Origin of the sequence: Enterococcus sp. DIV0756 (assembly GCF_051710745.1) — a bacterium.
GTDB lineage: Bacteria > Bacillota > Bacilli > Lactobacillales > Enterococcaceae > Enterococcus_A.
Genome location: NZ_JBIOLF010000002.1, coordinates 623,673 through 638,205 on the forward strand (window position 1 = coordinate 623,673; position 14,533 = coordinate 638,205).

Here is a 14,533-nt window from a genome sequence, read left to right on the forward strand (position 1 = left end):
AAGGTCAGACACTTTCTCAAATCCTTTTTTATTTTTAACTTAAATCATATAGCTCATGGTATTTTTGGTAGTTCACCATTCCCAGTGTCGTGGTGAAGAGCCGTGATTTAGCTTCTAGTTCGACCCGAAGTTTTTCAAACTCCTTGCCCGTATGCTTCTTTGGTTCGTTTTCTTTTTTTCTTGGATCAAATAGCTCCTTCATCGTAAATTTCCTCCTTTTTCATAATGCTAAGAGGCGGACAATTGTTCTGCTAATTTTCCGAAAAAACAGGGACTTCCACTGCTGGCAATGTCTTCGTCATCCATAAAAAGTCAATCTCGTGTTTTCTGAATGAAAACAACATCCGATGGTAATCGCGTTTCATGTAAAACAGTTGAGCCGTTTTACGTCCTGTCAAAATGATGCGCAAATGCCCTTGCTCTTGGGCGAATTCCTCTACGCTATTCATTAGTTGATCCCCAATGTGCTGTCCCTGATATTCTGGCGCTACCGCTACTTGACGGATACGCGCGATACCAAAGGGATACAGCTGGATCGCAGCTGTTCCGATCACTTCGTCGTTTTCAAGTGCAACAAAAACATATAAGTTTTTTTCTTTCTCCCAGTCGAATTTTCCACCTAAAACTTGCTTGCGTAATTTCACTGCATTCATGTGTTCCTTACTAAACAATTCAGCCATTTCAATTTTCATCATCAACGACCTCCTTTTTCATATTACTGTATTAATTTTTCCTAGGAAAAATTAGGTTGATTTTCAAGCCGTATATCATTCCACTAGTTGTTCTTTTGTTATGTGTACCTTCTCTTTTTATTCGATTACTCACCGTATAAACTGGAAAAAGTGGAACTGACATCCTTTTTCATATTACTGTATTAATTTTCAAGCCGTGTATTTTACCAATTTTCCCAATCGCTATTATTGGGCTGATCGTGCGGGTCTTTTCTTCGAGGAGCTTCTTTTGGCCCTCGAGGATGTTCTGGACCAAATGGCCCAGGGCCAAAGCCGTCTCTGCCGAATTGGTTACGCATTTGTTCTCGCCACGCCCGTTTCATTTGGCGGCGTTCGGCTTGTGACATCCGTCCGAGCTCTTTCATGTGCGGCTCAAACTGAAGTTTCATGGCTTTTAGCGCTTCGATCGCTTCAAATGGATCGTTTGGAAATTCAGGTCGACCACCGAAATCTTCGCTCCAGCCATCAATCACCTTATTCAATAATTGATCCAAGGTATGCAGTTCTTCGTCCGTTAAGCCGGCGAAGAATTCTTCTGAGCGTTCTTGCGGTTTGTTCAGGTCCGCCTTTTCGCGACCGATTTCCGTGATGTAGATGCGCTTGATTCGTTTGTCCTGTTCATCTTCCCGACGTTCGATCTCCCCGCGATTTTCCAATTTATTCAAAATCTCAGTAACTGAACTGGGGCGCATGTCCAAAATCTCTGCTAATACCCCAGAAGTTACACCATCCTCTTCTGCTAAAATATCCAAGACCAACTGCTGAGTTGGGGCACTTTTCTGGCAATTGCCGACATCCATCAACCGGCGACTGGCACTCCCTACATAGGACAGACGCTTCAATAATTCTTTCGTATACTCGCTCATCGTCACTCATCCTCTCTTTGTTTCGGTACCTATATTTTAGGTACCTAACCTTTTATTTGACCTTAGTATACTTCGGTACCTAATCATTGTCAATGAATAAAATAGAAAAACTTTTACTTTTTTTGATGATTTTTCCGCAAAAAAGTTTTAAAAGCCTCTTATAGCAAGGTTTAACGCGTCTCCCTTTTTGACTTAAATGCTCTAAAAGCAGGTAAAAGGTGTCCTGTGTAATAAAATTAGCTAAGCTTAGAAGGTCTTTTCATGGCAGTGATCGGAAAATAGTTTAGCTGCCCCAAAATCATTACAGTTTAAAAAATCACTTGTTTTCACGATGAACTAAAGTGTATAGTGATAAAACATTTTATTTTTTGGGGTGTAGAAAATGGTAAATAACCGTTACGAACAATTAAAAAAAGCTGAGCTGGGAGCGTTGATCAGTATTGTCGCTTATATCCTAGTCTCCGCCATGAAACTGATAGTAGGCAATTTAGCCAACTCTGAAGCCTTACGAGCCGATGGTTTGAATAATTTCACAGACATCCTTGCCTCGATCGCTGTTCTGATCGGCTTGCGAATCGCACAAAAGCCCGCGGATGAAGAGCACCGCTATGGACACTGGAAGGCAGAAAATGTTGCTAGTCTTGTGACTTCTTTTATTATGTTGTTAGTGGGCTTGCAGGTGCTTTACAGCTCGATTCTCTCCGTGGTCCATAAAAATACGGAAGCGCCAGATATGACAGCTGCGATCATCGGAATTCTTTCAGCTATTATTATGTATGGGGTCTATTTCTTCAATAAACGCCTCTCCGAAGAAGTTAAAAGTCCTGGATTACTGGCCGCTGCTAAGGACAATCGGAGTGACGCATGGACCAGTATCGGTACGGCCATCGCGGTTTTTGCGGCTTCCTTTAACTTAGGCTGGCTTGATAGTACGGCCGCGATCGTGGTGGCATTGTTGATTTTGAAAACTGCCATTGATATTTTTAAAGAAAGTGTTTTTTCACTCTCTGATGGCTTTGATCAGACACAGTTGGATCAATACAATGAAGCGATCAGCCAAATCAAACAGGTTCAAGCCGTTAAAAGTATCAAAGGGCGGAGCTACGGTGCCAATATTTATCTCGATATCACCGTCACGATGAAACCTGAGTTGACTGTCAAAGAAAGCCACGATGTAGCCGATCAGATCGAGGAGCTGTTACAAAAAGAATTTCATGTCTTCGAAACTGATGTCCATGTCGAACCCAGTAAATAAGCAGACTCTCCTTCTATTGAACCGTTTACGTTGCGGATCAATAAAAACGAGCGCCTGTTTTTTTCTCTCTCTCCTTTATCAAATTACCCTTAAAGCACGCTAAAATTCCAACAGGTAACTCGAATTGATTGCACTAACTTTGTTTTTATGGTTTAATTTCTTAAACCATTGAACCATAGAGGGATGCTTCCGTGGATCGACCACTCGATTAAAACGTATAAAAAGAGAAAAATAATCGATGAGAGGGATTGTTATGAAAAAAGTATTGATTGTTGAAACAAATGTTCAAAAGTACGCCGGAACAGACAAACCGACAGGCCTTTGGCTGGGAGAAAGCGTTGAATTTATTGATGAGCTGGCTAAACAAAAGATTGAGGTTGATTTTGTCAGTCCTCAAGGTGGCTTCGTCCCTTTAGACCCTAGAAGCATGAAGTATACAAATGCGGCCATTATGAAGGTTTATTTGGACAAAAATTTCATCCATGAAGGCTTAGTAAACACGAAAAAACCAAACGAGATCAATCCGAAGAATTACAATGCCATTTATTACACTGGAGGACATGGTGTAATGTGGGATTTTCCTGATAATAAAGAACTGCAAGAAATTGCATCTGTTATTTATGAAAATAATGGGTATCTCTTATCTGTTTGTCATGGGATCGCCGGGTTATTTAATATCAAAGATAAAGAGGGCAAGTTTTTGATTTCTGGGAAAAAGATTACAGGATTTACTCAATCCGAAGAACGATTGGCCGGAAAAACACATGTGGTACCCTTCTTCAATCAAGAGGAAGCAGAAAAACGAAACGCCCTCTTTCAAAAAAAGCGATTCTATAAAGAATTTGCGGTTAAAGATGGTCGGATCATCACGGGACAAAATCCGTTTTCGGTACGTGCAGTTGCAAAATTATATCTAGAGGAGTTAGAAACATGCAAACAATCTTAGGCAGTAATGGCCAAATCGGCTATGAATTAGCGAAAGAATTATACACCAATTACACAAAGGAGCTTCGATTAGTCAGCCGGAATCCTAAAAAAATCAACCCAACAGATCAATTAGTTCCGGCAGATTTGATGGACTACGCTCAAGCCAAACACGCGATTGAAGGCAGCGAGATTGTTTATTTTACCGTTGGGTTGCCCAAGGACTCTGAACTGTGGGAAACAAACTTTATGCAAATCACGAAAAATGTCCTAAAGGCCTGTGAGGAATCTCAAAGCAAACTTGTCTTCTTTGACAATACCTATATGTATCCAAAAGACAGTACCCCGCAGATAGAAGGGCTGGCATTTTCTCCAAAAGGCAGAAAAGCAGTCGTTCGTTCTGACATGGCGAATCTTGTGCTGAAAGAAATGGCCCAGAATCGCTTAGAAGCCGTCATTTGTCGAGCGCCAGAATTCTACGGTCCAGAAAAAACGCAAAGCATCACCAATACGCTATTTCTAAATGCCATTAAGGCGAATAAACCCGCGAAGATTCCTGTGAACAATCATACGCTGCGAACATTGATCTGGACCCCTGATGCTAGTCGCGCAATGGCGTTGATCGGAAACACGCCCAGCGCCTTCGGTCAGACCTGGCACTTGCCTTGTGACGAACCCCATACGTATCTGGATATGATTGCTATTGCTGAGGAACTTCTAAACAGACCGATCAAGTATAAAACGATTCCTCTCTGGCAATTTAAATTAGTCAAGCCTTTCAGTAAAGAGGTACGTGAATTAGATGAATTACTGCCTAGATATGCCGTCGATAATCTTTTTATCTCTGATAAATTCAAAAAGGCCTTTCCAGATTTCACCATCACCACGCTTGAAGAAGGGCTCTCCCAAATACTCAATGAAGCGAACTCAAAATGATGACAAAAACGGGATTAGAGAAGCAGTGCACACCTTCTTTGATCCCCTTTCTTCTAAAGCAGCGCTGAGATCTCAGGATACTCAGGCTGCTTTTTAGTTTTTCCTAGAGCACCCTTGATCATTCACCTCCTTCCGTTGCTTACGCCAAAGAATCCCCCAATCAAAACGATGATCCCAACAGCTTTCTAGTCAAAAGACGTCAAAAGTATACAGTGTTCCGAACATTCGGTATACTAATTGTTGAAGGTTGTTTTTAAAACAAAGACTTTTTCTAATGAAAAGTCGATCATTCAATCGAAAAGGAGCATTGGTCCATGGAAAAAGAAAAACCCTCAAAAATTATCCAATTTTTTGGCGGGAAAACCTCGTACTATATCATTGGTTTGATTATTTTAAGTGCTTTAGCTATCTATTTATTGAATACTGTTTCATTCATTTTCAGACCGTTAGTAGTAATTATTACCACGGTACTGCCGCCGATGGTCTTTGCCTTGCTGCTATATTATTTACTGAATCCAGTGGTCAATTTCTTAAGTAAAAAAGGCTTGTCACGAACCATTGGCATCATCCTCACTTATGTCGTGATTCTCGGTGTACTGTTTTTCGGTGGTGCACGGCTAGTGCCAGTCATCCAAGACCAAGCGCAGGATTTGATTAAACAGTTTCCCTCTTACGTCGACGATTTTCAGAAATCGATCCGGAATATTTTGGATGCGACACCATTTGCGACATCCTCTGACCAGGCGTTGGATTCATTGGACAAGCTGGCAAAAGAAGCGCTCACCTATCTAGGGAAAAATTGGCAGGACGGTGCCAAAGGCTTAGGAACGATCTTTTCTGCCGTCTCCAGTACCGCCATTACCTTGTTTACCGGACCGATCATCGCCTTCTTTTTGCTGCAAAGTCCGCATAAATTGTACAATGCCGTGATCGAACTGATCCCACCGCGGTTCAGAAAGGACTCCAGTGCCTTAATCAGAATCGCAAATCAACAATTAGGCGCCTTTCTAAAAGGACAAGTCATCGCCTCCTTGTTACTAGGATTGATTTATTGGGTCGTCTTCCTGCTGCTGGGGCTGGAATTTGCAACCGTCATCGCTCTGGCTGCTGGAATCTTGAGTATCATCCCCTACATTGGGTCATTTCTGGCCTTCTTACCAGGGATGTTCATCGCTTTTCAGGATTCAAACTTGATGGTGGTAAAATTTGTGATTGCCTGGTTTGTCGTCCAGCTGCTTCATGGAGATTTAGTCGTACCACGGGTCATGGGAGACAAATTGAAGATACATCCAATCACGATCTTGGTTGTATTATTGGTCATGGGCGATCTGTTAGGATTGGTCGGTGTGATCTTTGGAATCCCGATCTACTCCATGATCAAACTGTTCGTCGTCTTCACCTTCCGCAAATTCAAACAGCGCTATAATAAGTACTTCGCTGACGAAGGTGCCTATCGCAACACTGGCTTTTCTGAAGATGATTATCTATAAAAAAAATGAGTTGTCTCCGCCATTTGGAGACAACTCATTTTTGTTTAGTTTTTTATAAGTAGATTGAAAAGAACATCAGCATCGCGCCCAGCATCACAAACAAATGCCAGACAACATGCATGTATCGGCGATTTTTCATGCTGTAAAAGACCGATCCGACAGAATAGGCGACGCCGCCGCCAACTAATAATAGCAGGCCCTTCAGACCAACACTTTGGTAAAGGCTTGGTAAAGCAATCACGACTGCCCAGCCCATTACATTGTAAATGATCGTGGATAATTTCGAGACCGATTTCACTTTGCTTAAGGTCAGGCTCTTGTAGACAATCCCGACGATTGCCGCCAGCCAGATAATACTCAACAAAACAATCCCGATTGTTCCTTTAATATAGAGTAAACAGTATGGCGTATAGGTCCCGGCGATCAACAGATAGATCGAGCAATGATCAAAAACCTGAAAGACCTTCTTTGCCTTGGTAAAAATCAAACTATGATACAGCGTCGATGCTAAAAACAGCAACAGTAGCGAGACGCCATAGATAATAAATGATACATAATGCAGTCCACTATCGGCCTTCTTCAGCAGAAAAACAAACCCAATAATACTCAACACCACACCCACACCATGCGTAATCGCATTCAACACTTCATTCGTGATCAGATATTTCCGACTAAATTGTGTATTCATTTATTTGTCACCTCAGATAATTTATTAAAGACACTATATCATAGTTAACGAAATAATTCAATCTAGTTTCAAAAACTAGATAAAGTCAATTATCCTAAAACGATGCCTTCTTTAACTAATTTATAGCCAAAAACCAGCTCATCTCCCGCGTAAATCTCTGATTCTTTGGCGGTATTCAGCACCTTGATCAATTCATTCAGCGTTAACCGCTGATTTTGCTGCTTCTGTAAAATAATCTTAGCGTCTTCTGTTTTGATCGTTAACTGATTCGTCTGTTTGCCGCCATCATTTACAAAAACATAGGTATAGGAAGACAGCTTTTTCAGCTCACCTGTCGCATCCACCTGGATCGCGGTCAATAAATCCTTTGCCTTCAACGCGCTCACCTCCGACCCTATTATAGCAAAAAGAAAACGGTGAATCGGGGAAAAACGCTCCCTGATTCACCGTCCTATCGCTAACTGCGATCCAAGCTTTTAGCAATCGTATTTCCTAATGTCTGAACGATCTGGACCAGCACAATCAATAAGATAATCGTTGTGTACATTACCGCTGGCTCATTTCGTAAGAAACCGTATTGATAAGCAATGCTGCCTAATCCTCCTGCTCCGACTAGACCCGCCATCGCCGTCGCTCCGATCAAACCAATCATAGCGATTGTCAATCCGCGAATAATTCCACCCCGTGCCTCTCTCAACAACACACTGCGAATAATATGAAAATGGCTAATCCCCATCGCCTGGTACGCTTCGATTACACCGCCATCGACCTCTAAAAGTGACGTTTCCACTAAACGAGCCAAATACGGCGCCGTATAGATAATCAGCGGCAGCAATACCCCCTGAACGCCAATCGTGGTCCCCATAATTAATTTTGTCAGGGGTAAAATCAAGAATAATAGAATAATAAATGGCAATGAACGCAGCACATTAATGACACTATTCAAGATCGAATAAAGGGGTAAATTGCTGTTCAATCCCCCTGGTCGAGCAATGACAAGCAGCACACCAAGTGGTATCCCGATCACAATCGACAGAGCCAATGCGACACACACCATCACAAGGGTTTGACCCAATCCTTCGATTACGACATTGCCCCATTGATTCCAAAATTCACTCATTAGACTACCCCCTCCACAATGATTCCTTGACTTTGAATGTATGCCTTCGCCGCTTGGAAATCGGCATCGGTTCCGCCATCAAACTGAACAAGCAGCTGTCCATGGCGTTTCTCCTTCAAATACCCGATATGCCCGCTGAGAATATTGGGACTCAATGGAAAATCCTTTGCTACCTTTGCCAAGATCGGTTCTGTCGCTTCCTCACCAATAAATTGCAGCTGGACCAGCCGTCCACTGCCCTTATAAGCCGCTAGGACCTCCTCGGGGACGTTATAGCCATCATTTGCACCAATGAATCGTTTGGTGGTCTCTTCTTCAGGACGGGTAAATAAATCGATCACAGGGCCTACCTCTACGACCTTGCCCTCCTCCATCACCGCGACACGATCACAGATACGCTGTACCACATCAATCTCATGAGTAATCAGAAAGATCGTGATCCCCAGTTCTTGATTAATTTTAGTTAATAACGTCAAAATTGATTCCGTCGTCTCAGGATCCAATGCGCTGGTCGCTTCATCAGATAGTAATATTTCCGGCTCATGGGCCAAGGCTCGAGCAATCGCTACCCGCTGCCGTTGACCACCGGATAATTGGGCAGGATAATTGTCCTTTCTATCCGTTAAGCCTACCAAGTCCAAATACTTGTCTACACGCTCGGCGATCACTTCTTTAGCCACCCCCTCCAGCTTCAAGGGCTTAGCAATATTCTCATAAACAGTTGCTGTTGACAGCAAATTATATCCTTGAAAAATCATTCCAATTTTACGTCTAGTTAACAATAATTCTTTTTTGTTCAGCTCACCCAAATCCTGATCATTGATCAAAATTTTTCCTGTTGTTGGCGGCTCTAAAAAATTAATCATCCGAATCAGAGTTGATTTTCCCGCGCCAGAATACCCCACCACACCGAAAATCTCGCCCTGTTGGATGGTTAAGCTGACCTCTTTCACCGCCTCGATCCGGCGTTTCTTTTGCTGATAAATCTTTGATACATTTCTAAGTTCGATCATGTGCGGCTTCCTTTCTCATTGGTATCACGAACACACTTAAAAGGCGGGGACTACAGAGCCTTTAAATTTTTCCTCAATGAATTTCTTCGTTTCGTCTGATTGGTAATATTTTTTGATCTCTTTAACGATCTTGTCGTCTTTGTTTTCTGTACGAACCGCAAAAACGTTGTAATTAGGGTTATCCTTTAATGGTTCGTGGTAGATCGAATCATCATTGATCGTCAGCCCCGCACCAAAGGCAAAATTCGTATTAATTGCCGCTGCCGCTAGCTCACCTAGCTGAGACGGAATCTGAGAAGCCTCTAGCTCAACAATCTCGATATCCTTCGGGTTTTCCGCAATATCATTCTTTGTCGCCTTAATTTCGACACCCTCTTTTAGCTTCAAGACACCTGCATCCTCCAGCAGCTTCAACGCTCGATACTCATTGGTTGGGTCATTTGGTACACCAACCTTGTCTCCCTTTTGAAGTTTACCTAAATCAGAAACTTTTTTAGAGTAAACCCCTAATGGGAAAGCGACTGTTTTAAAGGCCGATTCGATTTTATAGTCCTTATCCTTCACCTGCTGTTCAAGAAACGAAATCGTTTGATAGCTATTGCCATCTAGATCTCCATCGCTTAAGGCAGTATTAGGCGTATTGTAATCATCAAAACTCTTTACCTTGATGTCAATGCCGTCCTTTTTCGCCTGCTTTGCTACCTCTTCTAAAATTTCCTGATGGGGACCGGATGTGACACCAATCGTTACCTTTTTCTCATCCAAGGGTTGTGCCTCGCTTTTTGTTCCACAGCCTGCCAACACCCCGCTTACTGCTAATGCCGCGACACTTAATAAAATTCCTCTACCTAATTTTTTCATCATCATTTCCTCCTAATTTTTGTTCATTTTGCCAAAGAAAAAAGCCCGCCCTCTTCCACACCATCTGTGTTGGAAAAGGACGAGCTAACTCGCGATACCACCTTCATTTGCAACAGCCTCACAGCTATTGCCTCTACAAGTACGATCATACTTGAGCGTTGTTAACGAGCGCTGCCCCGTCATTGCCTACGTATCGGCAATGCCATTCAGAGACCATTTTCTAAATTCTTCCACATATCCGCTCTCACCTACTCGGACTCTCTTTGATGCTTCGTCATTTATACTTTTCTCTTCATCACGTTTCTTTGTTTAGCAAATTGTTAAATCGTATGTTACACGTCTAAATAAAAGCTGTCAACACTTTTTATCATCAAAAACACAGTTGACTTTAATTTTAACAAAGCATAAACTAGTTGAAATCTCACTTAATAAACAGACGCCACCTTTTATTCAGTGATTAATCTGTTGTTTAACATGGACAAGTGTTCGAACAGATACTTGTTCCTTAATTATAAAAAGGAGTTGACATGAATGGACATCACCACTGAGGTACGCCCCGGAGCCAATCGTTATGCCTGCGGCGAGAATATTTTACAAAATTTACCAAGCTATTTAGCCGGTTTTAAGAAAATTTCCGTTATTACAGGAGAAAAATCCTCTGAAGCATTCAAAAAATACTATCGCAAAGAATTGCATTATCCAACCTATCGGTATGATGGCAGTTCAAGTCATGAAAATGCCGTAGAATTAGCCACTCAGATCGAATATGCGGAGCTGATTCTGGCTATCGGCGGCGGCCGTGTCATCGATACAGCAAAGATGGTCGCTGAAGAGCTGAATGCCGAGTTGATGGTGATTCCAACGTTGATCTCTAATTGTGCACCCTTCACCCCGATTGTTGCTGTCTATCACCCAAATCGGACATTTAAAGCAATGGGCTTCATGAAGCGTGCCCCTTTTTTAACCTTAGTAGATCCAAACTTTCTATTAGCGACACCTAGAGAGTACTTTGTTGCCGGCATTGGGGATACCTTAGCGAAATGGTACGAGATTGAAGGCATCACGCGCAATCTATCAGACGAAAAAAAATCAGCCTATGTTCGCCTAGGAATTGCTAGTGCGAAAGCCATTCAAGAGCTGCTGTTAGCGGATGCCATCCCTGCTATTGAGGACCTGGAAAACAATCAAGCAAGTCCTGCCTTTAGTCGTGTGACGGATACAATCATTGGTCTAGCGGGAGAAACTGGCGGATTTGCTGCTTCCTATGGTCGTTCAGGAGGCGCGCATGCCATACATGACGGTCTTTCTTATTTAGAAGCGACACACAATCAACTTCATGGAAAAAAAGTTGCCTATGGAATCCTCGTTCAATTGGCGCACACCAAAGACTTGGACGAAATTGAAAAGCTTAGACCCTTTTACAAAAAAACAGGACTGCCTTTAAAGTTGAAAGAACTAGATGTGCTTGATACATCAAAAGCTGCCTTAACACCTGTCATCAATCATGCCGCTTCACCAAATGAAACCTTTAATATGGTTGATCCTACGATTACTGCCGATCAAATCTATCGCGCAATTCAAACAGTCGAGTTTTTATAAAGTTTACTTTAAACCCATTGAGGTATACCTCAATGGGTCTTTTTAATTTAGGTTTACCCTTTATACTCAGATATAATGTTAACCTCAATTAAATCCTATATTACCTATAATTAATTGAGTAAACCTTAAATAACACCTATATAAAAGTATTTTATTTAGAGTTTACTTTTAAAACAAAATATTCCTTACACCAAAAAAAGTAGACCTCAATTCCAAAGATTGAAGTTTACTTTTTAATATTACAGTTAACTTTAAATATTCCAAGATTCTTTATATAAAGAAGTTTACCTTAATTTATTTAATAAAGTAAACTCTAAATATCAAAGATAAACCACTTTTTCATTGATAATTTGTTTAACTGTTTGCCTTTAACTTAAAAAAGAGCCTTTAAAAAGTTTACCGTAATATCCGAAAATGAAGTAAACCCTAATAAACAATTAGGTTTACTTCAAAAAACCAAAGGTTTACCGTATTAATAATTTATACAGTAAACTTCAAATCTTTGATATACAGTTTACTTTTTATTATAGGTAAACCGCAATAGTATCTATTTAAGTAAACTTTTTATTTAGTATAAAGGTTTACCCATATTTATAGCTAAAATACGGTTTACTTTATAGATATCTTTTTATTGGAGTTTACTTTAATAGAAAGAAGTAAACTTTTTACATTAGTTAAGAAGTTTACCTTAATTTGTTAGGTTTACTTTAAATAGAATAAGTGATACTATAAAGTAGACTTTTTTAATTATTCAAGTTTACTTAGTTCTATTTATAGTAAACTTTTTCTAGACTTAAATACTGTTTTAAAGCTATTATTGATCAATAAAGGTTTACTTAATTCTGTTTAAAGTAAACTTTTATAAATTTTAACGTCAACCTTATATAAAAATAGAGATTTACTTTAATTAATATAAAGTAAACTCTTTTTATCTGATTAAGGTTAACTCTTATAATCAAAATAGAGTAAACTTTATTGATAATCATTTTTATAGTTTACCTTATTATTGAGAATTGTAGTAAACCTTATTGATATTTCTATACCTTTATAGTAAACTTTAAATTGAGAAATTACGATTGGAGAATTTGTATGCCAAAAAAAGCAGAGACATATGTAGTAGGAAATTTTAAAGGGGGCGTTGGCAAATCGACGACCGTTCAAATGCTTTCGTTCGAGAGTGCTTTTAGAAAAGATCGTAAAACCTTGGTTATCGATTTAGACCCTCAGGGTAACACGAGTGATGTATTGTCACTAACTGCAGAAAATTTTGGTAATGATACATTACCTGATGAATTCGATTCTACGATTTGGGAGGCCGTTCGTTCCGGAGACATTCAGTCATCCATTTATCAAATCATTCCAAACTTAGATCTGATTCCAGCAAATATTTCATTTTCTGATTTTCCAGATTATATGATTGAAAAATACCCAGGCGACAAATTGTCTCAATTTAAATACATGGAGGAATTAATCGAACCACTGAAAAGCATTTACGATGTCATCTATATTGATGTTCCTCCAACGATTAGTACTTATTCAAATGCTGCCATGTATGTAGCAGAGTATGTCATTGTCATCTTACAAACACAGGTGAAATCACTAAAAGGGGCCCAAAACTACATTGATTACATGAATTTCTTCATTGAACAATACGAAACAGACCTTGAAGTTGTTGGGATCGTTCCCTTTATGATGCAAAAACGCGATTCTGTGGACCAAGAAATCTATACCGCAGCAAGAGAAATCTATGGTGCCCATCTTTTAGATACCGTCGTGCTAAATCAAAGCCGTTTAAAACGTTACGATGGGTCCGGAATTACCTATGAAATCAACAAAAATGGTAAAGTTGAACAATGGGACAAGCGCGCACACGAAGTTTTCGTCAATATTTTGGACGAAATTGATGAACATCGCCTCATATTAAGCGGTGAAGAGTAGGGGAGACGTTAAATGGCGAAAAAAATGAAGTTAGATTCGCTTTTAACGGCGAATAAGAAAAACAAGGGCATTGAAAAAATGTCTGAGTATTCCAATCAAGACAAAGAGGAGAAGAAGCCCAGTTCCCAAGACCTCTTAGCAAAACGAACCTTAAGTCCAGAAACAGATTTTCGTCGTCCTTCATTTCATGAAGACTCTAGACCCTTGAATGAGAGAGCTCAAATTCAAGAACGACCTTCTCAGCCGCAAGAAACTGAGGCAGGGAAGAGGGGGCGGAAGCGACAATACTATGATCCACGCTTGAAAGCACTGGAAATGCAAAAAATCTCTGCTCGGACTAAGATTCGTATGCAGAATTTGATCAATGCAAAGTTTGATGGGTATACTCCGGATAAAATGATCGACTTCTTATATGACTATTATCTTGAAAAGGGACTGTCAAGAGACGATCGAAGTTTCTTAAATCAGCTTGAAGAAGCCTCTATGGAGGAGTATAAAGAGAAGCCGAAGTACCAAAAATTATTCAAAGAATTAGAAAACGATGAGAAATAAACATAAAAAAAGTAAACCGTAATGCAGGATATCATCTGCATTACGGTTTACTTTTTTTAAAGTTAGTCGATATTTAAGTTTACCTTTATTATTGTTTATTATTTTTAAAAGTTTACCTTTATAGCAAAAAGGGCTTTCCCTTTACAGACTGTGGATAACTATTGAAGCCCTTATCCACATTACTTTTTATCCACATTCTAAGTGAAGCAGGGAATACTTATTACTTTATTTAGAGTTTACCAAAAATACTTTTACAACCTTTAATAAAGTAAACCAAAATTGTTTTTATCTCTGTATTATAGTAAACTTCAATTTGTTTTATAAATATGATAAAAGTTTACCCTAAAAAAAGATGTTAGGGAATCGCTTTACAACAGGCTTTCAATCCATTATTCTATACATGTAGAAAAAAGCGAAAAAAAGAGTTTAAAGATTTGGCGATCTTTAAACTCAAAGGTTTGAGCTAATTTTGGCGAATTAGCCTGTCACATTTAGATAAACATTTAAGGGTTAGAAAAATTGGCGTTTGCCTAACCTTCTATTAAGTATACCATATTTTG

The 14,533-nt window shown here is 39.9% G+C and carries 15 protein-coding genes and 1 other annotated feature; of the genes, 7 read left to right on the plus strand and 8 right to left on the minus strand.

Going from position 1 to position 14,533, the window contains the following annotated elements; all coding sequences use genetic code 11:
• Positions 1–34: 34 nt before the first annotated feature.
• The 3 genes from IGI44_RS19455 to IGI44_RS19465 all read right to left on the minus strand — a co-directional run bounded on the left by IGI44_RS19455 (position 35) and on the right by IGI44_RS19465 (position 1,597).
• Positions 35–202 carry a hypothetical protein gene (locus tag IGI44_RS19455; RefSeq protein ID WP_438789590.1) on the minus strand — a complete coding sequence of 56 codons (168 nt, stop codon included), beginning with the start codon at positions 200–202 and terminating at the stop codon, positions 35–37.
• Positions 203–251: 49 nt separating this feature from the next.
• The gene (locus IGI44_RS19460; protein WP_438789591.1) at positions 252–695 is read right to left on the minus strand and encodes a GNAT family N-acetyltransferase; all 444 of its coding nucleotides are present in this window, start codon (positions 693–695) and stop codon (positions 252–254) included.
• 200 nt (positions 696–895) lie between these two features.
• Positions 896–1,597, minus strand: coding sequence for a MarR family winged helix-turn-helix transcriptional regulator (locus IGI44_RS19465; protein WP_438789592.1), 702 nt, complete (start codon positions 1,595–1,597; stop codon positions 896–898).
• A 382-nt stretch (positions 1,598–1,979) separates the two neighbouring features.
• Here IGI44_RS19465 and IGI44_RS19470 point away from each other — a divergent pair, with 382 nt between their 5' ends.
• From IGI44_RS19470 to IGI44_RS19485, 4 genes are all read left to right on the plus strand, one after another.
• The gene (locus IGI44_RS19470) at positions 1,980–2,852 is read left to right on the plus strand and encodes a cation diffusion facilitator family transporter (protein ID WP_438789593.1); all 873 of its coding nucleotides are present in this window, start codon (positions 1,980–1,982) and stop codon (positions 2,850–2,852) included.
• A 253-nt stretch (positions 2,853–3,105) separates the two neighbouring features.
• Positions 3,106–3,798, plus strand: a complete 693-nt coding sequence (locus IGI44_RS19475) for a type 1 glutamine amidotransferase domain-containing protein (protein WP_438789594.1) — start codon at positions 3,106–3,108, stop codon at positions 3,796–3,798.
• Positions 3,783–4,712 (plus strand): NAD-dependent epimerase/dehydratase family protein, encoded by a 930-nt coding sequence (locus tag IGI44_RS19480; protein ID WP_438789595.1) that lies wholly within the window; start codon positions 3,783–3,785, stop codon positions 4,710–4,712. The genes IGI44_RS19475 and IGI44_RS19480 overlap by 16 nt, the downstream gene beginning before the upstream one ends.
• Positions 4,713–5,026: 314 nt before the next feature.
• Positions 5,027–6,202, plus strand: coding sequence for an AI-2E family transporter (locus IGI44_RS19485; RefSeq protein ID WP_438789596.1), 1,176 nt, complete (start codon positions 5,027–5,029; stop codon positions 6,200–6,202).
• Between the two features lie 52 nt (positions 6,203–6,254).
• On the opposite strand, the gene trhA is transcribed toward IGI44_RS19485, so the two are convergent.
• The 5 genes from trhA to IGI44_RS19510 form a co-directional block, all read right to left on the minus strand.
• Positions 6,255–6,890, minus strand: coding sequence for a PAQR family membrane homeostasis protein TrhA (gene trhA / locus IGI44_RS19490; RefSeq protein ID WP_438789597.1), 636 nt, complete (start codon positions 6,888–6,890; stop codon positions 6,255–6,257).
• An 89-nt stretch (positions 6,891–6,979) separates the two neighbouring features.
• A complete protein-coding gene (locus tag IGI44_RS19495; RefSeq protein WP_438789598.1) occupies positions 6,980–7,267 on the minus strand; it encodes a hypothetical protein in 288 nt (95 codons plus the stop codon).
• Between the two features lie 80 nt (positions 7,268–7,347).
• The gene (locus IGI44_RS19500) at positions 7,348–8,010 is read right to left on the minus strand and encodes a methionine ABC transporter permease (RefSeq protein ID WP_438789599.1); all 663 of its coding nucleotides are present in this window, start codon (positions 8,008–8,010) and stop codon (positions 7,348–7,350) included.
• Positions 8,010–9,023: a methionine ABC transporter ATP-binding protein gene (locus IGI44_RS19505; protein ID WP_438789600.1), complete on the minus strand. Its 1,014-nt coding sequence runs from the start codon at positions 9,021–9,023 to the stop codon at positions 8,010–8,012. The genes IGI44_RS19500 and IGI44_RS19505 overlap by 1 nt, the downstream gene beginning before the upstream one ends.
• Before the next feature lie 36 nt (positions 9,024–9,059).
• Positions 9,060–9,884, minus strand: coding sequence for a MetQ/NlpA family ABC transporter substrate-binding protein (locus tag IGI44_RS19510; protein WP_438789601.1), 825 nt, complete (start codon positions 9,882–9,884; stop codon positions 9,060–9,062).
• Between the two features lie 72 nt (positions 9,885–9,956).
• Positions 9,957–10,189 (minus strand) — a binding site (T-box leader).
• A 226-nt stretch (positions 10,190–10,415) separates the two neighbouring features.
• On the opposite strand from IGI44_RS19510, the gene IGI44_RS19515 reads away from it, so the two are divergent.
• From IGI44_RS19515 to IGI44_RS19525, 3 genes are all read left to right on the plus strand, one after another.
• Positions 10,416–11,483: an iron-containing alcohol dehydrogenase family protein gene (locus IGI44_RS19515; protein ID WP_438789602.1), complete on the plus strand. Its 1,068-nt coding sequence runs from the start codon at positions 10,416–10,418 to the stop codon at positions 11,481–11,483.
• A gap of 1,089 nt (positions 11,484–12,572) precedes the next feature.
• Positions 12,573–13,421 (plus strand): ParA family protein, encoded by an 849-nt coding sequence (locus IGI44_RS19520; RefSeq protein WP_438789603.1) that lies wholly within the window; start codon positions 12,573–12,575, stop codon positions 13,419–13,421.
• Between the two features lie 12 nt (positions 13,422–13,433).
• On the plus strand, positions 13,434–13,973 hold the full coding sequence (locus IGI44_RS19525) for a hypothetical protein (protein ID WP_438789604.1): 540 nt from the start codon (positions 13,434–13,436) through the stop codon (positions 13,971–13,973).
• Positions 13,974–14,533 lie beyond the last annotated feature (560 nt).